19 protein-coding genes, 1 tRNA gene and 1 pseudogene are annotated in these 23476 nt (G+C 65.2%); 13 read left to right on the top strand and 8 right to left on the bottom strand.

The genetic code is table 11. The features are described 5' to 3' along the window. Positions 1–3 precede the first annotated feature (3 nt). The gene (locus IPM60_12010; GenBank protein ID MBK8908591.1) at positions 4–183 is read right to left on the bottom strand and encodes a zinc-finger domain-containing protein; all 180 of its coding nucleotides are present in this window, start codon (positions 181–183) and stop codon (positions 4–6) included. Between the two features lie 130 nt (positions 184–313). Between IPM60_12010 and IPM60_12005 the strand changes: the two genes are divergently transcribed. From IPM60_12005 to IPM60_11980, 6 genes and pseudogenes are all read left to right on the top strand, one after another. Beyond that, a complete protein-coding gene (locus tag IPM60_12005) occupies positions 314–1318 on the top strand; it encodes an ABC transporter ATP-binding protein (GenBank protein MBK8908590.1) in 1005 nt (334 codons plus the stop codon). Next, a complete protein-coding gene (locus IPM60_12000; GenBank protein ID MBK8908589.1) occupies positions 1315–2373 on the top strand; it encodes an alpha/beta hydrolase in 1059 nt (352 codons plus the stop codon). The genes IPM60_12005 and IPM60_12000 overlap by 4 nt, the downstream gene beginning before the upstream one ends. Continuing rightward, positions 2364–2439: transfer RNA gene (locus IPM60_11995), tRNA-Arg, on the top strand. Before IPM60_12000 ends, IPM60_11995 begins: the two co-directional genes overlap by 10 nt. 360 nt (positions 2440–2799) lie before the next feature. Then, complete coding sequence (locus IPM60_11990; protein ID MBK8908588.1) at positions 2800–6333, top strand: indolepyruvate ferredoxin oxidoreductase family protein; 3534 nt, start codon at positions 2800–2802, stop codon at positions 6331–6333. 30 nt (positions 6334–6363) lie between these two features. After that, complete coding sequence (locus tag IPM60_11985; GenBank protein MBK8908587.1) at positions 6364–7470, top strand: Glu/Leu/Phe/Val dehydrogenase; 1107 nt, start codon at positions 6364–6366, stop codon at positions 7468–7470. 67 nt (positions 7471–7537) lie between these two features. Beyond that, positions 7538–8945 (top strand): annotated as a pseudogene (locus IPM60_11980) (sodium-dependent transporter). 102 nt (positions 8946–9047) lie between these two features. On the opposite strand, the gene IPM60_11975 reads toward IPM60_11980, so the two are convergent. Continuing rightward, positions 9048–9491, bottom strand: coding sequence for a hypothetical protein (locus IPM60_11975; protein MBK8908586.1), 444 nt, complete (start codon positions 9489–9491; stop codon positions 9048–9050). 164 nt (positions 9492–9655) lie between these two features. On the opposite strand from IPM60_11975, the gene IPM60_11970 reads away from it, so the two are divergent. Continuing rightward, complete coding sequence (locus IPM60_11970) at positions 9656–10465, top strand: ferritin-like domain-containing protein (protein ID MBK8908585.1); 810 nt, start codon at positions 9656–9658, stop codon at positions 10463–10465. A gap of 55 nt (positions 10466–10520) precedes the next feature. On the opposite strand, the gene IPM60_11965 is transcribed toward IPM60_11970, so the two are convergent. The 4 genes from IPM60_11965 to IPM60_11950 form a co-directional block, all read right to left on the bottom strand. Continuing rightward, positions 10521–12356 carry a carbamoyltransferase gene (locus IPM60_11965; protein MBK8908584.1) on the bottom strand — a complete coding sequence of 612 codons (1836 nt, stop codon included), beginning with the start codon at positions 12354–12356 and terminating at the stop codon, positions 10521–10523. Between the two features lie 13 nt (positions 12357–12369). After that, the gene (locus IPM60_11960; GenBank protein ID MBK8908583.1) at positions 12370–12519 is read right to left on the bottom strand and encodes a hypothetical protein; all 150 of its coding nucleotides are present in this window, start codon (positions 12517–12519) and stop codon (positions 12370–12372) included. A gap of 22 nt (positions 12520–12541) precedes the next feature. Further along, entirely contained in the window at positions 12542–12976 is a 435-nt protein-coding gene (locus IPM60_11955) for a hypothetical protein (protein ID MBK8908582.1), read from the bottom strand. Between the two features lie 193 nt (positions 12977–13169). Further along, complete coding sequence (locus IPM60_11950) at positions 13170–14339, bottom strand: SGNH/GDSL hydrolase family protein (protein ID MBK8908581.1); 1170 nt, start codon at positions 14337–14339, stop codon at positions 13170–13172. Positions 14340–14562: 223 nt separating this feature from the next. Here IPM60_11950 and IPM60_11945 point away from each other — a divergent pair, with 223 nt between their 5' ends. From IPM60_11945 to IPM60_11925, 5 genes are all read left to right on the top strand, one after another. Next, a complete protein-coding gene (locus IPM60_11945; protein ID MBK8908580.1) occupies positions 14563–15522 on the top strand; it encodes a glycosyltransferase family 9 protein in 960 nt (319 codons plus the stop codon). After that, on the top strand, positions 15519–16397 hold the full coding sequence (locus IPM60_11940) for a glycosyltransferase family 2 protein (protein MBK8908579.1): 879 nt from the start codon (positions 15519–15521) through the stop codon (positions 16395–16397). The genes IPM60_11945 and IPM60_11940 overlap by 4 nt, the downstream gene beginning before the upstream one ends. Continuing rightward, the gene (locus IPM60_11935; protein ID MBK8908578.1) at positions 16397–17437 is read left to right on the top strand and encodes a glycosyltransferase; all 1041 of its coding nucleotides are present in this window, start codon (positions 16397–16399) and stop codon (positions 17435–17437) included. Before IPM60_11940 ends, IPM60_11935 begins: the two co-directional genes overlap by 1 nt. Next, a complete protein-coding gene (gene asnB, locus IPM60_11930) occupies positions 17437–19248 on the top strand; it encodes an asparagine synthase (glutamine-hydrolyzing) (GenBank protein MBK8908577.1) in 1812 nt (603 codons plus the stop codon). Before IPM60_11935 ends, asnB begins: the two co-directional genes overlap by 1 nt. 84 nt (positions 19249–19332) lie before the next feature. Beyond that, entirely contained in the window at positions 19333–20097 is a 765-nt protein-coding gene (locus IPM60_11925; GenBank protein MBK8908576.1) for an alpha/beta hydrolase, read from the top strand. Between the two features lie 5 nt (positions 20098–20102). On the opposite strand, the gene IPM60_11920 is transcribed toward IPM60_11925, so the two are convergent. Then, positions 20103–20711: a DedA family protein gene (locus IPM60_11920; GenBank protein MBK8908575.1), complete on the bottom strand. Its 609-nt coding sequence runs from the start codon at positions 20709–20711 to the stop codon at positions 20103–20105. A 247-nt stretch (positions 20712–20958) separates the two neighbouring features. Here IPM60_11920 and IPM60_11915 point away from each other — a divergent pair, with 247 nt between their 5' ends. Beyond that, positions 20959–21666, top strand: a complete 708-nt coding sequence (locus IPM60_11915; protein ID MBK8908574.1) for a cytidylate kinase-like family protein — start codon at positions 20959–20961, stop codon at positions 21664–21666. Here the strand turns inward: IPM60_11915 and lepA are convergent, their stop codons facing one another. After that, positions 21667–23472: an elongation factor 4 gene (gene lepA / locus IPM60_11910; protein ID MBK8908573.1), complete on the bottom strand. Its 1806-nt coding sequence runs from the start codon at positions 23470–23472 to the stop codon at positions 21667–21669. Positions 23473–23476 lie beyond the last annotated feature (4 nt).

The raw sequence follows: 23476 nt of genomic DNA, 5'->3' as shown, positions 1-23476 counted from the left end.
AGGTCAGTGCGCGGCCGCCGCGTCGGCCCCTTTGGCCAGCACGAAGTGGCGTGAGCAGTACGGACAGACGATTTCGTCCTCGTCGCCCATACGCAGATACACGTTGGGGTGTCCGAGCGTCCCGCCGCCGCCGTCGCAACTGACGACACGGCTCTCGACGATGATGGTTTGATCCGGGTCCATGGCGGCCGAGACTTTCATGATCTGCAAGCAAGGACGGGAGACCGCGGTCTCCGGGATGTCGTTGACGCACCGAACGCGCGGATGATAGCGATTGCCGCGAAATGATCAATCACCACGGCTCCGAACCGTCATGACCAGCGCGCAGTCCGCAGACACCGGGCCGGCGTTTGCCGTGGAGACGGTCGGGCTCAGCAAGACTTACCGCGCCCGCAAGAATTCGGCGGAGGTGCGGGCATTGCGCGATGTCAGCCTCTGTATCCCCAAGGGGTCGTTCTTTGGCCTGCTCGGGCCGAACGGCGCCGGCAAGTCGACCTTGATCAACATCCTCGCCGGCCTCGTCATCCGCACGTCCGGAGAGGCGCGCATCTGGGGCTACGACATCGACCGCAACATGCGTGCGGCGCGCCGCGCCATCGGCATTGTTCCGCAGGAGCTGAACTTCGATCCGTTCTTCACGCCGCGGGAGTTGCTCGAGGTTCAGGCCGGGCTGTATGGCGTGCCGAAGAAAGAGCGACGGACCTCGGAAATTCTGGAAATCGTCGGCCTCACCCGTCAAGCCGAGGCGTATGCGCGCACCCTTTCCGGAGGCATGCGGCGCCGGTTGCTGGTGGCCAAGGCGATGGTCCATTCGCCGCCGGTGCTGGTGCTGGACGAGCCGACCGCGGGGGTGGATGTCGACCTCCGCCGTCAGTTGTGGGTGGCTGTGCGCCGCCTGCAGGAGCAGGGCACGACGGTGCTGCTCACCACCCACTACCTGGAAGAAGCGGAAGCACTGTGTGATCGCATCGCGATCATCAACCACGGCCGCCTGATCGCCAACGAGACGACGGAGGCGCTGCTGCGCCGGCTCGACTCGAAGGAAATGACGGTGACGGTGGCGGAAACCATGAAGGCGATTCCGGAGTCGCTCGCGCCCTACAATGTCGAACTGCCGCGGCCCGACCGGTTATTGTTCCACTATCCGCCGAGCCGCATCCAGGGCGGTGAGTTGCTTACGGCGGTGCAAAGGGCCGGCCTCACCATCGTCGACCTGCAGACCCGCGAGGCCGACCTGGAGGACGTGTTCCTGCGCCTTACCAGCCTACCGGACGACGAGGGCACCGGCGACGACCTACGGAGCACGGCCGCGTCTTGAGGCTTTGCCGCAACCTCGTGTTCGCCATTGTTGTGTTGGCGACCGCGTGCACCCCGGTGGTGCGGCCCGCAGGACCGCCCGCGTCCGAACCGCAACTCCTTGCCGAAGCGATCCGCGCCGACGATGGCGTTCTGCTCCCCGTGCACGCCTGGCTTCCCAACCCGCGAAAGCCGCGGGCGGTGATCCTCGCCCTCCACGGCTTCAACGACTACGGCAACTTTTTCGCCGCTGCCGGCGCCTGGCTGGCGGCGCGCGGCATTGCCTCATACGCCTACGATCAAAGGGGATTCGGCGCAGCACCCGGCCGCGGCTATTGGCCCGGCATGGAGAGCTTGACACGGGATCTCCGCACCGCGGTCGCGAGCATCCGAAGCCGTCACCCCGGCCTCCCGCTCTACCTCCTCGGCGAGAGCATGGGTGGGGCGGTGGTCATCGCGGCTATGGCCGAGCAACCGCCGCCCGAGGTGGACGGCGTCATTCTGGCGGCGCCGGCGGTATGGGGCCGCGACACCATGTGGTGGGGCCAGGCGGCGGTCCTGTGGGTCGCCGCCCACACCGTCCCCGGACTGACGTTGACCGGCCGCGGCCTGGGCATTCGGCCCTCGGACAACGTTGCGATGCTGCGGGCGCTGGGACGCGATCCCAAGGTGATCAAGGATACGCGCGTCGACGCGATCTACGGCCTCGTCGGTCTGATGGACGCCGCCCTCGCCGCGGCGGCGCGTATCGGTGAACCGGCGCTGATCCTCTACGGCGAGCGCGACGAACTCATTCCCCGGGAGGCGGTGCAGACCATGTTCGAGCGGCTGCCGGCGGAGCCCGGCGGTTGTCTCCGGGTCGCCCTCTACCAGGACGGCTACCACATGCTGCTCCGCGACCTGCAGGCGGAAACGGTGTGGACCGACATCGCCGCCTGGATCACCGACCCCTCGGCGCCGCTGCCCTCCGGCGCCGATACCCGCGCCACATTCGCCGATGCTTGCCGCTCGTGGCGCCAATGCGGTAAGGTCCACGAACATCCGGCGCCGCCAGCCGCCGCGGATGCGCGCCCGTAGCTCAGTGGATAGAGCGTCGGCCTCCGGAGCCGAAGGTCACAGGTTCGAATCCTGTCGGGCGCGCCATTCCTTCAGGAATGGTCGCCCCCTTATTTGAACAAGAGGTCGAACTTCGTTCGAACGGGCGCGCCAACCGGCGCGTTTGGGGTTGCAACGAGCGCATTCGCACCATCGCATGTTGAGGAAGCGCCTCGCTTCGCCAACAGCAGCGTGTGCCCGGTCGCACGCCGAAGAGCCTCATCGTCTTGCGGAAAAGATTGATCGAGTGCATCGCGATTCCGACTTGCAAGCAGCGCTGCCACGAGCGCATCCTCTTGATGGGTTCCGTACGGTTCGGGGTGGTGTGCTGACGATCACCGCTCAGGACGGCAAGGCGTCGGCAACAAGGCGTAGCTGCGACGGTTCCCTCATGGGAGGAGTACGAGGATGGATCAGCCGGCGGAAGCACGGGCAGAACCAGAAGCGGACCTGCCCAATCCCGATATCGAGCAAACGCTTCTCCACAATCCCTACGCCACGCTGGACGACAAATACACGCTCGAGTCCGGGCAAATTTTCCTGACCGGAATCCAGGCGCTGGTGCGCCTGCCGATCCTGCAACGCAAGAGAGACGAGGCCGCAGGGCTCAACACCGCCGGCTTCATCTCGGGCTACCGCGGCTCGCCTTTGGGCGGGCTGGATCAGGCGATCTGGTCAGCGAAGCGCTTTCTGGAGCCGCACCACATCCGCTTTCAGCCGGGCGTCAACGAGGATCTGGCGGCCACCGCAGTCTGGGGCTCGCAACAACTCAACCTGTTCCCGCGCGCCAGGTACGACGGCGTCTTCGCCATGTGGTACGGCAAGGGACCTGGGGTGGACCGAACCGGCGACGTCTTCAAGCACGCCAACAACGCAGGCACGTCCCGCTTCGGCGGCGTCCTCGCCATCGCCGGCGACGACCATGCCTGCAAGTCGTCGACCCTGCCGTCCCAGTGCGAATACAGCTTCATGGACGCGATGATGCCGGTCCTCCACCCGGCGAACGTTCAGGAGATCCTCGATCTCGGCATCTACGGCTGGGAACTGTCGCGCTTCTCCGGATGCTGGATCGGCTTCAAGACCATCGCCGAGAATGTCGATACGTCCGCGTCCGTGTCGGTGGATACAGGCGGACCGAACATCGTCATTCCCGAAGACTTCGTGATGCCGGAGGGCGCCCTCAACATCCGCTGGCCCGACAAGCCGCTCGAGCAGGAAATGCGCCTCCAGCGCTACAAGCTCTACGCCGCGCTCGCCTTCGCCCGCGCCAACAAGCTCGACCGCACCGTGCTCGACAGCCCCAACCCCCGCTTCGGCATCGTCTGCACCGGCAAGTCGTATCTGGACGTGATGCAGGCGCTCGAAGACCTCGGCATCGATCAAGGGCTGGCGTCCAAGATCGGGCTCCGCGTCTACAAGGTCAGCATGGTGTGGCCGCTGGAGCGGCACGGCATGCGCGATTTCGCCCGCGGCCTCGAAGAAATCCTGGTGGTCGAGGAGAAGCGCGGCGTCATCGAGAACCAGTTGAAGGAGCAACTCTACAACTGGGACGAAGCGGTGCGGCCGCGGGTGGTTGGCAAGTTCGATGAGGCCGGCGAGTGGATCCTGCCGTCGGGCGGCGAGCTCACCCCGGCCCGCATCGCCCGCATCATCGCCGCCCGCATCGCCCAGTTCTATACGAGTGAGCGAATTCTGAACCGGCTCGAGTTCCTCCGCCGCAAGGAGGAAGCGCTGGCGCGGCCGCGGCCGGTGATCGAGCGCCTCGCGCACTACTGTTCCGGCTGTCCCCACAACAAGTCCACCAAGGTGCCGGAGGGGAGCCGGGCGCTGGGCGGCATCGGCTGCCATTACATGGCGACCTGGATGGACCGCAGCACCGACACCTTCACGCAGATGGGCGGCGAGGGCGTGCCGTGGATCGGCCAGGCGCCGTTCACCGACGAGCCGCACATCTTCGCCAACCTCGGCGACGGCACATACTTCCATTCCGGGCTCTTGGCCATCCGCGCCGCGATCGCCTCCCGCGCCAACATTACCTACAAGATCCTTTTCAACGACGCCGTGGCGATGACCGGCGGCCAACCGTTCGACGGCCCCCTGAGCGTGGCGAGCATGACCCACCAACTCTCCGGCGAGGGCATCCGCCGCATTGCCGTCGTGAGCGACGACCTCGACAAGCACAAGGTCCGCAAAGCCTATGCAGAGGGCGTCACGTTCCACGAACGCCATTCCCTCGAGCAGGTGCAGCGGGAGATGCGGGAGGTCGAGGGCACCTCGGTCATCATCTACGAAGAAGTGTGCGCCGCCGAGCAGCGCCGCCGCCGTAAGAAGGGACTCGCACCTGACCCGGATACTCTGGTGTTCATCAACGAGTGGGTATGCGAAGGGTGCGGCGACTGCTCGACCACCTCCAACTGCCTCTCCGTCATCCCGCTGGAGACCGAGTTCGGCCGCAAGCGGGAGATCGACCAGTCATCCTGCAACAAGGACTACACGTGCGTCGACGGCTTCTGTCCGAGCTTCGTCACCTTGGAAGGCGCCAAGGTGCGCAAGAGCGCGCTTGCGATGTCCGACGACGACTTCCCGGATCTGCCGCAACCGACGGCGCCGGGGTTGGAGCGGCCGTACAATATCCTGATCACCGGCGTCGGCGGCACCGGTGTCGTCACAATCGGGGCGCTGCTCGGCATGGCGGCGCACCTGGAGGGCAAGGGCTGCTCGATCCTCGACCAGGCCGGCCTCGCCCAGAAGTTCGGGGCGGTCACCAGCCATGTGCGCATCAGCGCGAAGCCTGAGGATATTCATGCCGTTCGCATTTCTGCCGGGCGCGCCAACTTGCTGCTCGGCTGCGATCTGGTGGTGGCGGCCAGCTACGACGGCCTGGGCAAGCTCGATCCGGAGCTGACCCGGTCAGTGGTCAACACATACGAATCATTCCCCTCCGGGTTCACGCGCAACCCAGATTTCGTCTTCCCGGCAGGCTCAATGCAGCGCGACATCGACGATTCGACGGTGCCGGGCGGCGCCCACTTCATCGACTCGACCCGCCTCGCTACGGCGCTGCTCGGCGATTCCATCGGCAGCAATCTGTTCCTCGTCGGCTTCGCCTACCAGAAGGGTCTGGTGCCCCTGTCGGAGGAAGCGATCCTGCGGGCGATCGAGATCAACGGCGTCGCCGCCGAGTTCAATAAGAAGGCGTTTCTGTGGGGGCGGCGCGCTGCGCACGACGGCGCGCGGGTTCAGGAACTCACTCGGTCGCGGACCGCGCGGCCGGCGTTGTCGACGACGCTGGACGACATCGTGGCCCGACGCTTCGAGCATTTGACCGGCTACCAGAGCCGGGGTTACGCGAAGCGGTATGAGGCGCTGGTGCGGCGGGTACAGGCGGCAGAGTCCGAACAGACGCCCGGCCGCTCCGGCCTTGCCGAAGCCGTCGCCCGCTGCTACGCCAAGTTGCTGGCCTACAAGGACGAGTACGAGGTGGCGCGCCTGTATACGGACACAGACTTCCTGCAGAAGATCGAAGATCGGTTCGAGGGCGACTACACCATAAAGTTCCATCTGGCGCCCCCGATGATCGCGAAGCGCGATCCAGCCACCGGACACCTCAAGAAACGCCCGTTCGGCCCGTGGATGCTGCGCGCCTTCAGGTTCCTGGCGAAGTTCAGGCGGCTGCGCGGCACGCCGCTCGACGTTTTCGGCTACCAGCCGCACCGCCGCCTGGAGCGACGCCTGATCTGGGAGTACGAAAACCGGATCGACGAGCTGCTTGCCGGCCTCAACCAGGAGAATCACGAATTCGCGGTGCAGATCGCTTCCATCCCGGATCACATCCGCGGCTTCGAGCACATCAAGGAGGCGCATCTGGAGAAAGCGCGGGCCCGGGAGGAACGGCTCCTGGCGGCCTTCCACAACCCGCCGCAAGCGGCGGCGGCAGAGTAGGCGGCGGTACTTCAAGGGAGGGACAAGCTGATGACCGTGTTCGATGCGCGCGATTTCGACGGTCACGAACAGGTGGCGTTCTTTCGCGATGCGGAGGCGGGCCTGAAGGCGATCATCGCCATCCACAACACCAATCGCGGCCCATCTCTCGGCGGCTGCCGCATGTGGCCCTACAATTCGACCGAGGAGGCGCTCCGCGACGTGCTCCGCCTGTCGCGCGGCATGACGTACAAGTGCGCGGTCTCCAACCTCGATCTTGGGGGCGGCAAGTCGGTCATCATCGGCAACCCGCGCACCGAAAAGAGCGAGGCGCTGCTGCTCGCCATGGGCCGCGCCGTTGACCGCATGGGCGGGCGCTACATCGCCGCCGAGGATTCGGGAACGTCGGTGGAGGACATAAAGGTCATCGGCCGTGAGACGCCGCACGTTGCCGGTGTCTTGGAGAAACGTACGGGAAGCGGCGGCATGCGGAGCGGCGATCCGTCGCCGGCGACCGCCTACGGAACATTCGTCGGCATGCGTGCGGCCATCAAGCACAAGCTCGGCCGCGAGGACTTCGATGGCATCCGCGTCGCCATTCAGGGGGTCGGCAACGTCGGCTTCCGGCTTGCCAGGCAGCTGCATGAGGCGGGCGCCAAGCTCTGGGTCACCGACATCTACGAGGAGAACGTCAAGCGCGCGGTCGACGAACTGGGGGCCATCGCGGTTGCGCCGGACGATATCTACGGGCTCGACGTCGACGTGTTCGCACCGTGCGCGCTCGGCGCGGTGATCAACGACCTCACCATCCCGCAACTGCATGCGCGCATCATCGCCGGCGCCTCCAACAACCAGTTGTCGGAGGATCGCCACGGGACTGAATTGATGGAGCGGGGCGTGCTCTATGCGCCCGATTACGTGATCAACGCCGGCGGCATCATCGACGTCTCCTACGAGCACAGCGGCACCTTCGACAGGGACGCCGCCGTCAAGCACATCGAGGGCATCTTCGATACGCTGATGGAGATCTTCGAGCGGGCGAGCCAGGACGGCCTTCCAACCAACCTGGTCGCCGACCAGGTCGCCGAGGAAAGGTTCCATAAGTCTGCGTCACGGGTTCCGGCGGAGACATCCACGAGCGCCACGGCGCCCGCATGAAGCCCCGGGGCGCGACGGCGCGTCAAATCACGTAGAACGCTGAATGAGCGCGAAACGGAGGGACGTCATGCGAAAAGGCATAGCCGGACGTTTGGATGCCGCTGCCAGTTCGTACTGGAAGCGCGAGTACTGGTCGTCGCGTTGGGTGTTCGTACTGGCCGCCACCGGTTCCGCGGTCGGGCTCGGAAACATCTGGAAATTTCCGTACATTACCGGCGAGTACGGCGGCGGTGCGTTCGTCCTGGTGTACCTCTTCTGCATCGCGCTGATCGGCCTACCGGTGATGATGGCCGAAATCCTGGTGGGCCGGCGCGGCGGGCAGAGCCCGATCGGCAGCATGCGGGTGCTGTCGCGACAGGAGAACAAGTCGAGCATCTGGCAGATCGCCGGGTGGAGCGGCGTCATCGGTTCCTTTCTGATCCTGTCGTTCTACAGCGTCATCGCCGGCTGGGCGCTGGTCTACATCTGGTATGCGATCAGCGGCCAGTTCAGCGCCGCGGCTGCGGATCCACAAGCCGCTGCGGCCTCCATTGAGGGTATCTTCAACGGCTTGCTGGCGAGCCCGGTCAGCCTCATCGCTTGGCACACGGTGTTCATGGTCCTGACCATCGCCATCGTCGCGCAAGGGGTAAAAAGCGGGCTTGAGAAGGGCGTGACGATCTTGATGCCGGGGTTGTTCATCATTCTTCTCATCCTCGTCGGCTACGCGGCCTTCGCCACTGATGGATTTGCCCGCGGGCTTGCTTTCCCTGTTCTCGGCGGACTTCTCGAAGCTGACCTGGGAGGCGGTTCTGGTCGCGCTCGGGCACGCGTTCTTTTCGTTGAGCCTCGGCATGGGGATCATGGTGGCCTACGGCTCCTATCTGCCCAAGTCCATCTCCATCCCGTCGGCGTCGGTCATCGTGTGCATCCTCGATACAACGGTGGCGCTGCTGGCGGGGATGGCAATCTTTCCGATCGTCTTCGCGTTCAACCTGGAGCCGGGCGCCGGTCCTGGGCTGATCTTCGTCACCCTGCCGATCGCGTTCGGCGCGATGCCCGCCGGCGGTGCGATCGTCGGCACGCTGTTCTTCATTTTTGTCGTGTTTGCCGCGCTGACGTCATCCATCTCCCTGCTCGAACCGACCGTGGAGTACGCCGAGGGACGCTTCGGCGGCATCAGCCGCAGGACCGCCGCCATCGCCGCCGGGTTTGTGGTCTGGCTGCTCGGCGTCGGCTCGGCGCTCGCCTTCAACCTGTGGTCGGAAATCACGATCTTCGGCAAGAACATATTCGACGCGCTCGATTTCCTGACCGCCAACATCATGCTGCCGCTGACGGCGCTGTTGATCGCGCTATTCGTCGGCTGGGCGATGGCGGCACGGTCGACGGAGGAAGAGTTGAAGCTCGGCAACAGCCACAAGATCTGGCACGCCGTCGTCCGCTACGTCAGCCCGATCTGCATTCTGATCGTGTTTCTCTATAATTTATTGTGAGGGAAGGACGAGGTGTGGGTCGGAATAGCCGTAAGCGTATTCCGACCACATCGCGGCTCCATGGCGAGCTACGCTGACGCCAAGCCGTGCTAATACTGCTGCTCAGTCTTCGTCGCCGATGTCCAAATTGTCGGGCATCGCCAGATGAATGGTGGGCGAGAGATCCGGTGTCACGCTGATGATGGCGAGCGGAATGGTCGTGGTGTCGGCGTCCTCTGTTTCGTAGCTATGCTGGACGATCGCCCAGTGGACCTGCAGGCCCTGGCCCCGAAGCGCGTCCAGGTGGGCGCCGAGCGCTTCGAGTACCGCTGAGCTGTTCTGTGCGGTGTTGTCTTCCCAATTCTCCGTGTAGCCGGAAAAAGCCTGCGCGAAAGCGTCCACGACATCGGCTTGCTGGCTCGACGCCGGCTCCTCGCGAATCAGCATTCGCGCATACTGTGCCGCCTCCAGCACCAGCCACAAATCTGCGCCCCGCGCCGCGATCTGGAGTTGGACGGTCTCGTAAGCCTCGCCGTCGGGATCTGCTCGTTCGTCGTGTTCCGTCATGTTGCCGCTGTTTCGGTCGGAGGCATCCCAGGTTACCACGTCGCGCAGCTTATTGAAATTTGCAGGCGAGTTCGGCAGGATCGGCGGTGACTGTCGGAACCTCGCGCGCCGGCTCGCGTTAGCTTGTCCAAACCTTCCCGAACTGCTTTTAGACTGAGGATTGCATGAAGCACTGGACGCTCAGCGACGTTCCCTGGGACCGGTTCGACTCGGCAAAAGTGGATGCGGAGATGTTGCTGGTGGTCAAGGCGGCCTCTCTGGTCGAGCGCAACGCCGCCGACTATGTCTCCTACCTTTACAACGTGTTCGGGGACGACCTCGCCTTCCGCGCGGACATCGATCGCTGGGGCGAGGAGGAAGTGCAGCACGGCGACGCCCTCGGCCGCTGGGCGGAACTGGCCGATCCGAGCTTCGACTATGGACGGAGCTTTCAAATGTTTCGCGACTGCTACAGCATCCCCATCGACGTTGATGCCTCGGTGCGCGGTTCGCGGGCGGGGGAGTTGGTGGCCCGCTGCGTGGTAGAGTCCGGCACCAGTTCCCTTTACTCTGCGCTGCGCGACGCGACCGCGGAGCCGGTGCTCAAGTTCATCTGCCACAAGATCGCCGGTGATGAGTTTCGCCATTACAAGCTGTTCTACGACAACATGCGGCGCTACCAGGAGCAGGATCGACTAAGCAGGGCGCGGCGCCTGATGGTGGTGATCCGGCGCAACAGCGAGGTTGAGGACGACGAGTTGGCATACGCCTACCATTGCGCCAATACGCCGGAACAACCTTACGACCGCCGGCGTGCGGCGAAGGCCTATGCTGCGCGCGCCATCGCCTGCTATCGGCAGGACCACATCCGCCGGGCGGTCGGCATGATGCTGAAACCGGCGGGGCTTAACCCGAACGGCCGCTTGAGCGATTGGCTGACGCGTCTCTCGTGGACCCTGATGCAACGCTACGCGCGCCGGGCTCAGGCGGCGTGACCCCGTTGCGCCAGCCGAACAGGCTCGCGCGGACGGCTGCGTGCGAACGAGACGGTTAATCGAGCGCGAATGCGCCTTTGTAGTCGCGCTTGAGGGCCGCGTCCTGGTCGGCTTTGTCGAGCAAACAGTTGCCGACCGCCAACGCGTCGATGTCCGTTCCCATGAAGCAGTAGAACGCGTCCTCCGGCGTGCAGACGATCGGCTCGCCGCGGACGTTGAAGCTGGTGTTGACGACGACCGGACAGCCGGTCAACTCCTTGAAGCGCGAAATGAGGGCGTGGTAGCGTGGATTGGTGTCGCGATGCACCGTTTGGATACGGGCCGAATAGTCCACGTGGGTGACGGCCGGGATCTCCGAGCGCGGCACGTTCAGCTTGTCGATCCCGAACAGTGCCGACTCTTCAGGCGTCATGGCGTGTCGGCGGCTCTCGGCGACGCCGGCCACCAGTAGCATGTAGGGGCTGTCGGCCTCCATCTCGAACCAGTCGGCCACGTCTTGGCGCAGCACCGACGGCGCAAACGGTCGGAACGACTCCCGGTATTTTACTTTCAAGTTCAGCATCTTCTGCATGGTCGGTGAGCGCGGATCGCCGAGGATCGAGCGCGCGCCAAGCGCCCGCGGTCCGAACTCCATGCGTCCCTGCATCCAGCCGACCGCTTTGCCGTCAACGAGAGCACGGGCAGCATCCTCGATCACAGCGTCATCCGCGACGACGCGGAAGCGCGCGCCGGCGCTGCTCAGGCGCTCCTCGATCTCCACTTGCGTGAACGACGGACCGAGGAAGGCCCCCCCCATGGCGTCGAGGTCGTTGGGGACGATCCGCGGCTGGTTTCTGTAGAGGTGGTAGGCGCAGAGTGCCGCTCCGAGAGCGCCACCGGCATCGCCGGCTGCCGGCTGGATCCAAAGGTTTTCGAAGCGGCCGTCGCGCAGCACCTTGCCGTTGGCGACGCAGTTGAGCGCAACGCCGCCGGCGAGGCAGAGATTGCGCGACCGATCCTCCTTTGCCAGGGCTCGCGTGATGCGCAGCACCACCTCCTCGGTCACGGCCTGAATCGAGGCTGCGACATCCATGTGCCGCTGCTCAAGCGGCTCGTCGGCGGCTCGTGGCGGCCCGCCGAACAGGGCGTCGAAGCGGTCGCTGGTCATGGTCAGGCCGGTGCAGTAATTGAAGTACGACTGGTCGAGGCGGAACGAGCCGTCGTCCTTGAGGTCGATCAGAGTGTCTAGAATGACCTGGGCGTAGCGCGGCTCGCCATAGGGCGCGAGGCCCATCACCTTGTATTCGCCGGAGTTGACCTTGAAGCCGGTGTAGTAGGTGAAGGCGGAATAGAGCAGGCCGAGCGAGTGCGGAAAGTGGATCTCCTTCAAGACCTCCAGACGGTTGTCGCGGCCCAACGCCACCGATGACGTTGCCCATTCGCCGACACCGTCCATGGTCAGCACGATGGCATCGTGGAAGGGCGACGGGAAGAACGCCGACGCGGCGTGACTCTGATGGTGCTCCGCGAACAACAGCTTCGATTTCCAGTCGAAGTCCGCGTCGAATGTCTTGAATTCCTTCCGCAGCAGATCCTTTTGAAAGAGCTTTTCGCGGAGCCAGACCGGTATTGCCATGCGGAACGAGGTGAACCCGCGCGGCGCGAACGCCACATAGGTTTCGAGCAGGCGCTCGAACTTGAGGAACGGCTTGTCGTAGAAGGCGACATGGTCGATCGCGGCGAGCGGAACACCAGCGTGCTTCAGACAGAAGCGGATGGCGTTCTCGGGGAAACCGGGGTCGTGCTTCTTGCGGGTAAAGCGCTCCTCCTGGGCGGCTGCAATGATCCGCCCATCCTCGATCAGCGCCGCGGCGCTGTCGTGATAGAAGGCGGAAACGCCGAGGATTCTCATCAGCGCCGGCCGCTCAGAAAATCGTGTAGATGAACGGCGCGACCGCGGAGCCCTGGGTCAGCACGATCAGCCCGCCGAACAGCATCATCATAATGAGGATCGGCACCAGCCAGAACTTGCGGCGCACCCTCAGAAAGTCCAGGAGTTCGGCAAGGAAGCTCATGCGGCACCCGCTTGCATAGCTTTCAGAACTGCTTCGGCATCGTCGCCGGATCGGGGCCGGGCGGCGTGCGTTCAATCCAGTATGTGGACGCGTCCGGCTCCATGCGCAACCGGAGGGGGTCCTTGCCAAGAGCGCGCATGATGAGGGCGGTCGGCGTCACCGTCAGGAAGAACAGGAGCCCGAGCATGATCGGAGAAGCAATCCGGTGCAGCAGCAGACCAAACCGGAACCACAGCCGGTTGAGGGGCGCCAGCAGTGTCGGGCGGATCAGCGCCACCAGCAGCAGAACGGCGACAATAACAACCGCCCACCACCGCGGCTCGTCCCCTGCGATCAGCGGCCAGCCGCCGATGATCGCGAATACCGCAGAGAACACCAGCCCGAACGCCCGGTCGGAGCCGCTGCGGACTCGAACTTCCCGCCGGTAATCCTCATGAAGTCCCTCTTGCTCCGCCATGACGGCCAGTCTATGCCACGAGCTGCCAAATCCCAAGCATGGCGCAGGCCTTTGCTACTGATCGGAAGAAGTTCAATCCAGGACAGGATTTGTCGGGTGCGCTGCGGGAGAATTTGCAGTGAGATCTGACCAGTTGTCTTTCCTGCGGAACAAACGCGATGTGGTTCCTCTACGGGACATGGTCCTCCGGCTTTCAACGGTATGCCCCAGCGTCCACATCGCAAGGGGGCCTCGGTTCGCCGGCAGCCCGCAGACCGGTGGCTGCGGAGCCGGCGGCGGAGCGATCCAGATAGTCGTTCTCTTCCAGAAACTGCGCGATCTTGCGGTGGTAGTGGTACTGGGCGAGCGGGCCGGGATGGGAGTCGAACGGCTCGAAGTCGTCGACCTGGTAGACCCTTGCGTTGGGCCGGGCGTCGGCAACCGGAACATTCTGTTCACGAAGGAAGGCGATCACCGGATCGTCGTCTTCGCCTTCCATGTAGGCGACGACCAGGGTCGCGTCGGTGAGCGCCCGGATCTCGGCGAATATTGCCTTGCTGACCGCAACCATCTCGTCTTCCGGAGGATCGGGCTGGTCGCACCAGCCGTCGTTGCTCGCGCAACTCAAGCCCACGAACTCGATGCGCAACCGGCCGTCCTCAAGCACGCCGTAAGGGTGCCGGGCCCGCTCGGCGTCGTGCACAGACCATCGCGCAGTATCGATTGCCCGCAGCCGGCTCGGCGACGCCACGTTGCGCCTGTTCAAGTAGCTCTGATAGCCGACGATGATGAGGTCGTCGGCGTCGATCCGCCCGGCGAGCGAGCGCAGTTGCACCAGGGCGTGGATCGTGCCGTAGCCGTTCTGCGCGTTATTGATAAAGCGGGTGTGCGGATAACGAGCCTGCAACAGCCAGGGGAAGGTCTGCTCGTCGTTGTTTCCCCACCCCCATACGACCGAGTCGCCAAAAACCCATACCGTGCGCTCGGCGCAATGGGGGACGTGGGATGTCGCTCTCGACCCGTTTGGCTCGACCGTGGCCCAGAACTTGTAAAGATCAGGCGGCTCCTCCCGCAGATTAGTGAGGGAGACCCGGTACAGCCCGGGCGCGATCGTGTAGCCGAGGGTCTCGTCGTAAATGTAGAGCGGGGAAGGGTCGCTGGAGACGGAAACGGTGTGCAAAGCGCCGCCGCGTTGCAGAAGGCTCGCCCTCCGGAGCACCTTCTTTCCCAGTTGCACCAGCGCCGACGATCCGTCGGAATAGTCGATGATATAGACCTGCTTCGACCGCAAGGATCCGGAGTGAAAAAGCACGAACGCCGCGCCCGCCTCCGCGAACAGCGCCGTCATGCCGACCAACACGAACCAGAATATGATCTTCTTCATGCCGCTGGATTCCCACGCAATGGTAGGCAACTGCTCTCCACAATTCCAGCGCGGAGTGGTCGAACGCGGACGGCTCGCCGCCTGCCGACGGCCGGTGGCGGGCTTGGCAACTGATGCGCGCCCATGCTAGTGCTTCAAGCTGGTCGCAGGCTAATGAAGGATTGCTTTGTCGGCTTGTTTTCATATTGCCGAGGCGCGGGCGCTCGGCGCCGACCATGGATGCATGCGAATCCTGTTCATCACCTATACGCGCATCGGCGATGCCGTGTTGTCGACCGGACTTCTGGACCATGTCCTGCGCCGCCACCCCGGCATCGGCGTGACGGTGGTGTGTGGTCCGGTAGCGGCGCCACTGTTCACCGCCGTACCGGGGCTGGAACGCATCATCCCTTTGGAAAAACGCAGGTTCTCCACGCATTGGCTCGGGATGTGGTCTGCGTGCTGGCGGCGCCGGTGGGATATGGTGATCGACCTGCGCAACACGCCGTGGAGCTATCTGCTCGCCGCGCGAAGGCGGTGCCGGATGGGGCGCCCGCGAGACGATGTTCATCGCGTCGTGTCTCTCGGGCGGGTCCTCGGACTCGAGGCGCGGCCGCCGGCACCTCACATCTGGACAACGGATGCCGAGCTTCGGCGCGCAGCCAGCCTGATTCCTGAAGGCGCGCCTGTATTGGCTGTTGGTCCGACCGCGAACTGGGCAGCGAAGACTTGGCGCGCGGCCCACTTCGTCACCCTCATCGAGAGCCTGACCGGGCCCGGCGGCATCCTTGAGGGCGCTCGCGTGGCGATCTTCGCACACGCCGACGAACGGGATGCGGCGCGGCCGGTCATCGACGCGATACCGCCGGAGCGGCGTCTCGACTTTGTCGGCCGCTTGCCGCTCCTGGAGGTCTACGCATGTTTGCAACGCGCCGCTCTCTACGTCGGCAACGATTCCGGGCTGATGCATCTCGCCGCCGCTGCCGGCATCCCGACGCTCGGCCTGTTCGGGCCGAGCCGCGAAGAGCTGTATGCCCCCTGGGGCGAGCATTCGGCGACCGTGCGACCGCCGGCCGAGTACCAGGACCTCTTTCCGGCGGGCTTCGATCATCGCAATGCCGAGACCCTGATGGACGGTCTGACCCCGGATGCCGTGGCGACTGCGGCCGCCGCGCTGTGGCGACGGCTTGAGAAGGCAGCATGAGCGAGCGGCCGCTCTCGGCGCTGGTGGTCGCCCGCAACGAGGAACAGCGCCTCGCAGCCTGCCTCGCGTCGCTCACCTTTGCGGACGAGATCGTGGTGGTGCTCGATCGCTGCACCGATGCCTCCGCATCCATCGCCGAGCGCCAAGGTGCTCGCATCATTGCGGGCGCATGGCCACACGAGGGACCTCGCCGCAACACCGCAATCAGCGCTTGCCGCAGCGCGTGGGTGATCGAGGTGGACGCGGATGAGCGCATCTCCCCGGCGCTGGCGGCGGAGGTCCGCTCCGTCGTCGCCGCGTCGCCGTTCGATTGGCACGAGATTCCCGTAGATAATTACATCGGTGAGCGTCTGGTGCGCTGGGGTTGGGGAGGCTCTTTCGGAACGGCTGCCGTGCCTCGGCTGTTTCGCAAGTCCGCCAAGTCCTGGGGAGATCAGCGGGTGCACCCGCGCCTTGCGTTACGTGGTCGCCAAGGTCCGCGACTAAACAACCCGATCGAGCATCGCGTCGATCGCAACATTTCCGACATGATCCTGCGTCTCGACCGCTACACGTCGGCTCGCGCCAGCGATCTTCGCGATTCCGGCGACGTCGGATCACTCTCCGCCAATGTCCGGCGACTGTTCTCACGCTTCTTCAAATGTTACGTCGGGCGCAAGGGGTACCGCGAGGGGAACTGGGGTTTCTTGATCGCCCTCTGCGCCGGGTTATATCCGTTGCTCTCCTACCTCAAGGCGACCCTCGAGGGACCGAGTCTTGAGCAGCCGAGCCTTGAGGAGGCCAACGTGACTGCCGCCGATCTGCGAAAGACCGAGTTGCGACGGGACGAGCCGACGACCGACAATGGTAGCGGGCGACCGGCGGCGGGCTCTTGATGCGAACCATCCAGGTCATGGCGGGCGCCGAGCGCGGCGGCGCGGAGGCGTTCTTTCAGCGCCTGGTTCCGGCCCTGGCGAGGGCAGGATTGGAGGTGCGCGCCATCGTCCGCGATGCAGGGGCGCGCGCCGCCGAGCTGGAATCCGAAGGCGTCGGGACGGTGCGCTTGCCGTTCGGCGGCCCGCTGGATCTCAGCACCCGTTGGCGGTTGCGGCGGGAAATCCGCGCCTTCAAGCCGGACGTGGTCATGACCTGGATGAATCGGGCCACCATGCTGTGTCCGTCCGGCGACTTCGTCCACGTCGGCCGTCTGGGTGGCTACTACGATCTCAAGTACTATCGAGCGTGCGACCACCTCGTCGCCAATACGGAAGACATCGTCGCTCATCTGGTCGAGCAGGGCTTCGACGCTGACCGGGTGCACTACCTGCCGAACTTTGCGGACGAAGCGCCGGCGCCGCCGGTCGCACGCCGCACGCTCTACACACCCGAGACGACGCCGTTGCTTCTGGGGCTCGGACGGCTGCACAGGAACAAGGCTTTCGACGTGCTGATCGAGGCTATGGGGCGCCTGCCGGACGCCTACCTGTGGCTTGCCGGAGACGGGCCCGAGCGGGCGTTCCTGGAAGCCTTAGCCGAGCGCACCAGCGTCAAGCCGCGCGTGCGCTTCCTCGGCTGGCGCGACGATGTCCCGGCGCTGTTGGCGGCCTGCGACGCGCTTGTCTGTCCGTCGCGGCACGAGCCGCTTGGCAACGTCGTTCTCGAAGCGTGGGCGCAGCGGGTGCCGGTCATCGCCGCCGCCAGCCAGGGGCCCGGCATGTTGATCACCGACGGTGCGAGCGGATTGCTGGTGCCGGTGGACGATGCCATCGAACTCGCTCGTGCCGCGCGGGCTGTGTTCCGCGACCCTCTTCTCACCGAGCGCCTGATCGCCGGGGGCCGTGCGGCGTTCGAAGCAAGCTACACCGAAGCCAAGGTTGTCGCCCGCTACCGGCGCTTCTTCGAGATGGTCGCGGGTTCAAGGGATGGGCCGCGCTGATGTGCGGCATAGCCGGCATGATGACGCGGAACGGACGCCCGCCGGGGGAGGAGGTGCTGAAAACCTTGAGCGCCGCCCTTGCCCACCGTGGCCCCGATGGCCGCGGCCGATACGTATCCGGCAACGTCGGCATGGTGCATACGCGACTCGCCATCGTCGATCTCGAGACAGGCGATCAGCCGCTCTATGCGGCGACCGGGGATGCGGATGACGACGATCGCGACGGCTGGGTCGCCCTGGTCGGCAATGGCGAGATCTACAATGACCTGGCGCTCCGTGCGGAAATGGGCGCGGCCCTGTTCGCGACCGGCTCCGACTGCGAAGCGCCGCTTCAGCTCTATCTCCGCCATGGCGACGGGTTCGCCGACCACCTGCGGGGCATGTACGCCATCGCCATCCATGATCCGCGCCACGACAGCGACGAATTCCCGCGCCTCGTCCTCGCCCGCGATCCGTTCGGCATCAAGCCGCTCTACCTGGCCGAAACCGCCGCCGGCTTGGCATTCGCGTCCGAGCCTCAGGCATTGATTGCTGCCGGTCTCGTCGAACCGGCGCTGCTCCCGGACGTCCGCGACGAACTGCTGCAACTCCAATTCACCACCGGCAGCCGGACACCGTTTCGCGGGATCGAGCGGGTGCTTCCGGGGGAGACGATCGTCGTCGAGCAGGGGCGCATCGTCGACCGGCGCAGACGCCTGGCGCTTCCCACCGGCGCCCCGATTCCCATTGCACAAAAGGAGGCGCTCGACCGCCTGCAGGCGGAACTGCGGGACAGCGTCGGCGTCCACCAGCGGTCTGACGTGCCCTACGCCATGTTCCTCTCGGGCGGCGTCGACTCGTCGGCGGTTCTCTCGGTCATGGCGGAATTGAACGACCGGCCGGTGCTGGCGTTAACGGCCTGGTTCCCGGGCTCGGACGCCGAAGATGAACGCGAGCGCGCTCGTGCAGTCGCCAAGACGGTCGGAGCAGAACACGTGCAGGTGGAATTCGATGAGCAGGACCTTTGGACTCTTCTTCCGGCGGTGGCTGCGTGCATGGACGATCCGGCACTGGACTATGCCACGTTGCCGACCTACAAGCTGGCAGCCGCCGCGCGCGCGGCCGGCATCAAGGTGGTGCTGACCGGCGAGGGCGGCGACGAAATCTTCGCCGGCTACGGCCGCTACCGCCGCGCCCTGCGCTCGCGCTTGCTCGGCGGTCGTCCCATGCGTGCCCGCGGTACGTTCGACGGCCTCGGCGTCCTGCGGGATGGCAGGTCATGGCGGGACGGCCTTGCCGCGACGGATGCGGCGGTGGCCGATCCGGAACGCTCGCCGCTGCAGCACCTGCAGGCGGTGGACTGCGCCGACTGGCTCCCCAACGATCTCCTGAACAAGCTCGATCGCTGCCTGATGGCGCACGGCGTCGAGGGTCGCGTGCCGCTGCTGGACTGCACCCTTGCCAACTTCGCTTTCCGCCTGCCGGACTCGCTGAAGGTGAGCGGCGGGCTCGGCAAGCGGTTGCTGCGGCAGTGGCTCGATACCGCCTGTCCGCCGGCGGAGGCGACGGCGCGCAAGCGCGGCTTCACGGTGCCGGTGGGGACGTGGATCGCGCGGCGCGCTGCGGAGCTGGGACCGCTGGTCGCGGCGCAGCCGGGAGTGGCAGAAGCGTGCCGGCCCCATGCCGCGCTCGGCCTGTTCGCTAAAGCCGAGGCGGGCGACCGGCGCGCCGGCAAGGCGGCTTGGGCGCTGCTGTTCTACGCGTTGTGGCACCACCGCCACATCCTTCGCCGGTCGCCCGGCGCGGACGTGTTCGAGACTCTCGCCTCCTGAGTTTGGGAACCGCAGCATGCAAACCTTCACCACCGATGACGGGCAGTCCTTCACGTCGCCGTCACCGGAACCGGACCGCCGTTGGTGCTACTGCACGAATGGGCCTCCAACTTCCGGGTATGGACGCCGCTGCTGAAGGACCTTGAAGCGTCGTTCACCGTCTACCGCTGGGATGCCCGCGGCCACGGCGGTCATGCCGTCGATGGCTTTGATGCGACGACCGTGGCGCGCATGGCCGAAGACCTCCGCTTGATGCTGGACCACTTCGGCCTCGAGCGGCCCGCTCTCGTCGCCCACTCGATGGGCGCGCTGACCGCCTGGGAGTATATCGGCCGCCACGGCTGCGTTCGAATTTCCAGGTTTTGCATCATCGACCAGTCGCCGCGGCTCATCACCGACGACGAATGGCGGTTCGGGATCTACTACGACTGGCCGCCGGAGCGCGACCGGCACTTCGTCGCCGAGCTTCGGCGGGATTTCGTGGAGACAGTGATGAAACTGGTCGCCCACGGCCGCAACCGTAACGCGCGCCGCCGCTATGAAGATCCGGAAGACGGGCTATGGCGGCTCCGCGCCTACCTGATGACCGTCAATCCCGAGCCGCTGATCAGCATTTGGGAAAGCCTGACCCTCGCTGATTATCGGCCGGTGCTGGACCGCATCGACGTGCCGACCCTGCTCGTCTACGGCTCCGAAAGCAACTTCTACGGCGTCGAGACCGGGGAGTATGTCAGGAGCCGCATTCCCGACGCCGAATTCATCGTCTACCAGGGCGCAGACCACTCGCCTCACATCGCCGACCCCCGCCGCTTCACTGCCGACCTCGGGCGCTTCCTCTCCCAAGCCTGACGGGCTCACGTCTTCGGCACTCGGCGGCGGAACGTGGCGACGCGGTATAGATACCAGAGGACGAGCACCGCGATGACGATGTTCGACACGGGACCAATCCAACCGGCGACCTTCTGATACTGGTCTTCAAGGAGGTAGCCGGCTACCGCCAGGATGGAGGACCACAGGACCGTTCCCAACGCGGACCATATCAGGAAGCCGCCGAGACGCATGCGCGCGATACCCGCGGGCACCGAGATGAGCGTGCGGACGCCGGGGATGAGGCGGCCGAAGAATACGGCCCTGCCGCCATGGATGTTGAACCACGCGCAAGCGGTGTCGATGTCCTGCGGCGTCAACGTCAACCAGCGGCCGTGCCGTACCGTGAAGCGCGTCAAGTTCTCGCTGCCGATCCACCGACCGACGAAATACCAGAACAGGGCGCCCAGCAAAGAGCCGACAGAACCGGCAAGAATGACCAGGAACAGGTTCATCTTACCGGATGCCGCGCTGAACCCCGACAACGGCATGATCAACTCGGAAGGAATCGGAGGGAACAGGTTCTCGCCGAACATCAGCAACGCGACACCGACGTAGCCGCCGTCGCGCACCTGATCGATGATCCAGTCGAACATGGTGTCTCCCTTGCGAGGTCGAAGGATGCGACGCATCCCGGGATCGGCGAGATAGACTCCGGCTCGTGTACCGGTGCCATCCGGCAACGGACCAGCTCGACGGGAGTTCCAGAAGTTCAGGTCGTGAGCGTCGTCGCTGTTCGTGGTTGCATGCGCCTGGTCAGGACGCACCGGTGCTTCGTCCGACCACTCTTTCCCCTAGCGATCAGGGGTGTTATGTAAGGCGCTGGAAGGGGGAGCAACACCCATGGCAGTGAACGCGCAAGCCGTTATCGACGCAATGATCCGCGCCCTGGAGGAGCCGCCGCAACGGGCGCGCAGCCTCCGCAAGCCGGTCATCACCATTTCTCGGACCATCGCATCGCGGGGCACCGACGTGGCGCACGCCGTGGCCGATCGGCTCGATCTGGAGTGCTACGACCGCGAGATCCTGGACGGCATCGCCGCGGAAGCCAACGTCAGCAGGAACTTGATCCAGGCGCTGACCGAGAAGCTGGATGCGGTCGACACCTGGATCTATTCGGCCGTGTTCGGCAAGCATCTGACGCGGGACCAGTATCTCAAGTTCCTGACCACCATCATCCGCGGCCTCTACCACACCGGCGGCGTCATCGTCGGGCGCGGGGGCCACCTGGTCTTGGCCGGTCGTGATGTGCTGAGGGTGCGCATCGTCGGCTCTATCGAGGCCTGTGCGTCACGGCTCGCGGAGGAACGGGGCATCAGCTACACGGACGCGAAGCGCGAGGTGCAGAACGCCAACAAACGCCGCGAGAAGTTCATCTGGGAGCTGTTCCATGCCCGCTACGACGATGCTACGACCTTCGACATCGTCATCAACACCGACAACTTCCGTCATCTCGACGACATCGTCGAGATCGTCCTCGCGGCCGTGCGCGCGCGCGGCTTCGACCGCCACCTGCGCGATGCAGCGATGGAGGCCGGTCGACTGCCCTGATCAACCTTCGCCGACCTTGAGAGCGTCGATGAAGGCGCTCTGCGGAATTTCGACCTTGCCGAACTGACGCATCCGCTTCTTGCCGGCCTTCTGCTTTTCCAAGAGCTTGCGCTTGCGGGTGATGTCGCCGCCGTAGCATTTGGCGGTGACGTCCTTGCGGAACGCGCTGATCGTCTCGCGGGCTACGACCTGACCGCCGATCGCCGCCTGCAGCGGAATCTTGAACATGTGGCGCGGGATCAGATCCTTCAGGCGCTGACAGATGGCGCGGCCGCGATACGTGGCCTGATCGCGATGACAGATGAACGACAGCGCGTCCACCGGCTCGCCGTTCACCAGAATCGCCACCTTGGCGAGGTCGCCCGTCGCGAAGCCGTCCATGTCGTAGTCAAAGCTGGCGTAGCCGCGGGACAGCGACTTGAGGCGGTCGTAGAAATCGAACACCACCTCGTTGAGCGGCAGGCGATAGACCGCCATCGCCCGGCTGCCGGCGTAGGTGAGCTCGATCTGTTCGCCGCGCCGCTCGGTGCACAACTGCAGGACTGCGCCGAGGTAGTCGTTCGGCACCAGAATGGTGGCGCGGATCCACGGTTCCGCCATCGCCTCGATCTTCACCGGGTCGGGCATGTCGGCCGGGTTGTGCAGTTCGACCTCGCTGCCGTCGGTGAGGACGACACGGTAGACGACGCTCGGCGCAGTGCCGATCAGGTCGAGATTGAACTCCCGCTGCAGCCGTTCGAGAATCACCTCCATGTGAAGGAGGCCGAGAAAGCCGCACCGGAAACCGGAGCCGAGCGCCGCCGAGGTCTCCGCCTCGTAGTGGAAGCTCGAATCGTTCAGCCTGAGGCGGCCGAGGGATTCGCGGAGCGCGTCGAAGTCGGCGGCGTCGACCGGATAGAGCCCGCACCACACCACCGGCACCGACGGCTTGAAGCCGGGCAGCGCCGCCGTGGCCGGAGAGCGGTCGTCGGTGATGGTGTCGCCCACATCTGTGTCGGCTACCGCCTTGATGCCGGCGGTGATGAAGCCGATCTCGCCAGGCCCGAGTTCCTCCACATGGGTGGGCTTAGGCGTGAAGGTGCCGACCTGCTCGACCTGATGCACGGCTCCGGTCGACATCATGCGGATGCGCATTCCGCGGCGGAGCCGCCCGTCCTTGATGCGCACCAGAATCATGACCCCGAGGTAAGGGTCATACCAGCTGTCGACCAGCAGCGCCGTGAGAAACGCCCTGGCGTCACCGACCGGCGGCGGGACCCGCCTGACCAGAGCCTGGAGCAGTTCCGGAATGCCGACGCCGGTCTTCGCCGAGACCGCCACCGCCTCGGATGCGTCGAGGCCGATCACGTCCTCCACCTGGGTGCGGATGCGATCCGGCTCCGCCGCCGGCAGATCGATCTTGTTGAGGGCTACGATGATCTCGTGGCCGGCGTCGATGGCCAGATAGACGTTGGCGAGGGTCTGCGCCTCGACTCCTTGCGTCGCGTCGACGACGAGCAGCGATCCCTCGCACGCCGCCAAGCTGCGGCTCACCTCGTACGAGAAATCCACATGGCCGGGGGTGTCGACCAGATTGAGAACATACGGCTCGCCGCCGTCGGCGGCGGTGTAGGTGAGACGCACGGTCTGCGCCTTGATGGTGATGCCGCGCTCGCGCTCGATCTCCATGTTGTCCAGCACCTGCTCCCGCATCTCGCGGTTGGTGAGCCCGCCGCAGTGCTGGATTAAACGATCGGCGAGGGTCGACTTGCCATGGTCGATGTGGGCGACGATGGCGAAATTGCGGATGCGGGAGAGGTCGGTCATGCCC

The organism is Rhodospirillales bacterium (genome assembly GCA_016710335.1).
In the GTDB taxonomy this organism is placed as follows: domain Bacteria; phylum Pseudomonadota; class Alphaproteobacteria; order Rhodospirillales; family Defluviicoccaceae; genus JADJXQ01.
The sequence above is the reverse complement of the archived record's forward strand: the minus strand, read 5'-3'. Positions and strand labels throughout refer to the sequence as shown.

What these genes read in the sequence shown, in the direction of transcription:
- IPM60_12010 (MBK8908591.1), bottom strand. Translation starts at nt 183, where the DNA reads ATGGACCCGGATCAAACCATCATCGTCGAGAGCCGTGTCGTCAGTTGC.
- IPM60_12005 (MBK8908590.1), top strand. Translation starts at nt 314, where the DNA reads ATGACCAGCGCGCAGTCCGCAGACACCGGGCCGGCGTTTGCCGTGGAG.
- IPM60_11990 (MBK8908588.1), top strand. Translation starts at nt 2,800, where the DNA reads ATGGATCAGCCGGCGGAAGCACGGGCAGAACCAGAAGCGGACCTGCCC.
- IPM60_11985 (MBK8908587.1), top strand. Translation starts at nt 6,364, where the DNA reads ATGACCGTGTTCGATGCGCGCGATTTCGACGGTCACGAACAGGTGGCG.
- IPM60_11975 (MBK8908586.1), bottom strand. Translation starts at nt 9,491, where the DNA reads ATGACGGAACACGACGAACGAGCAGATCCCGACGGCGAGGCTTACGAG.
- IPM60_11970 (MBK8908585.1), top strand. Translation starts at nt 9,656, where the DNA reads ATGAAGCACTGGACGCTCAGCGACGTTCCCTGGGACCGGTTCGACTCG.
- IPM60_11965 (MBK8908584.1), bottom strand. Translation starts at nt 12,356, where the DNA reads ATGAGAATCCTCGGCGTTTCCGCCTTCTATCACGACAGCGCCGCGGCG.
- IPM60_11960 (MBK8908583.1), bottom strand. Translation starts at nt 12,519, where the DNA reads ATGAGCTTCCTTGCCGAACTCCTGGACTTTCTGAGGGTGCGCCGCAAG.
- IPM60_11955 (MBK8908582.1), bottom strand. Translation starts at nt 12,976, where the DNA reads ATGGCGGAGCAAGAGGGACTTCATGAGGATTACCGGCGGGAAGTTCGA.
- IPM60_11950 (MBK8908581.1), bottom strand. Translation starts at nt 14,339, where the DNA reads ATGAAGAAGATCATATTCTGGTTCGTGTTGGTCGGCATGACGGCGCTG.
- IPM60_11945 (MBK8908580.1), top strand. Translation starts at nt 14,563, where the DNA reads ATGCGAATCCTGTTCATCACCTATACGCGCATCGGCGATGCCGTGTTG.
- IPM60_11940 (MBK8908579.1), top strand. Translation starts at nt 15,519, where the DNA reads ATGAGCGAGCGGCCGCTCTCGGCGCTGGTGGTCGCCCGCAACGAGGAA.
- IPM60_11935 (MBK8908578.1), top strand. Translation starts at nt 16,397, where the DNA reads ATGCGAACCATCCAGGTCATGGCGGGCGCCGAGCGCGGCGGCGCGGAG.
- asnB (MBK8908577.1), top strand. Translation starts at nt 17,437, where the DNA reads ATGTGCGGCATAGCCGGCATGATGACGCGGAACGGACGCCCGCCGGGG.
- IPM60_11920 (MBK8908575.1), bottom strand. Translation starts at nt 20,711, where the DNA reads ATGTTCGACTGGATCATCGATCAGGTGCGCGACGGCGGCTACGTCGGT.
- IPM60_11915 (MBK8908574.1), top strand. Translation starts at nt 20,959, where the DNA reads ATGGCAGTGAACGCGCAAGCCGTTATCGACGCAATGATCCGCGCCCTG.
- lepA (MBK8908573.1), bottom strand. Translation starts at nt 23,472, where the DNA reads ATGACCGACCTCTCCCGCATCCGCAATTTCGCCATCGTCGCCCACATC.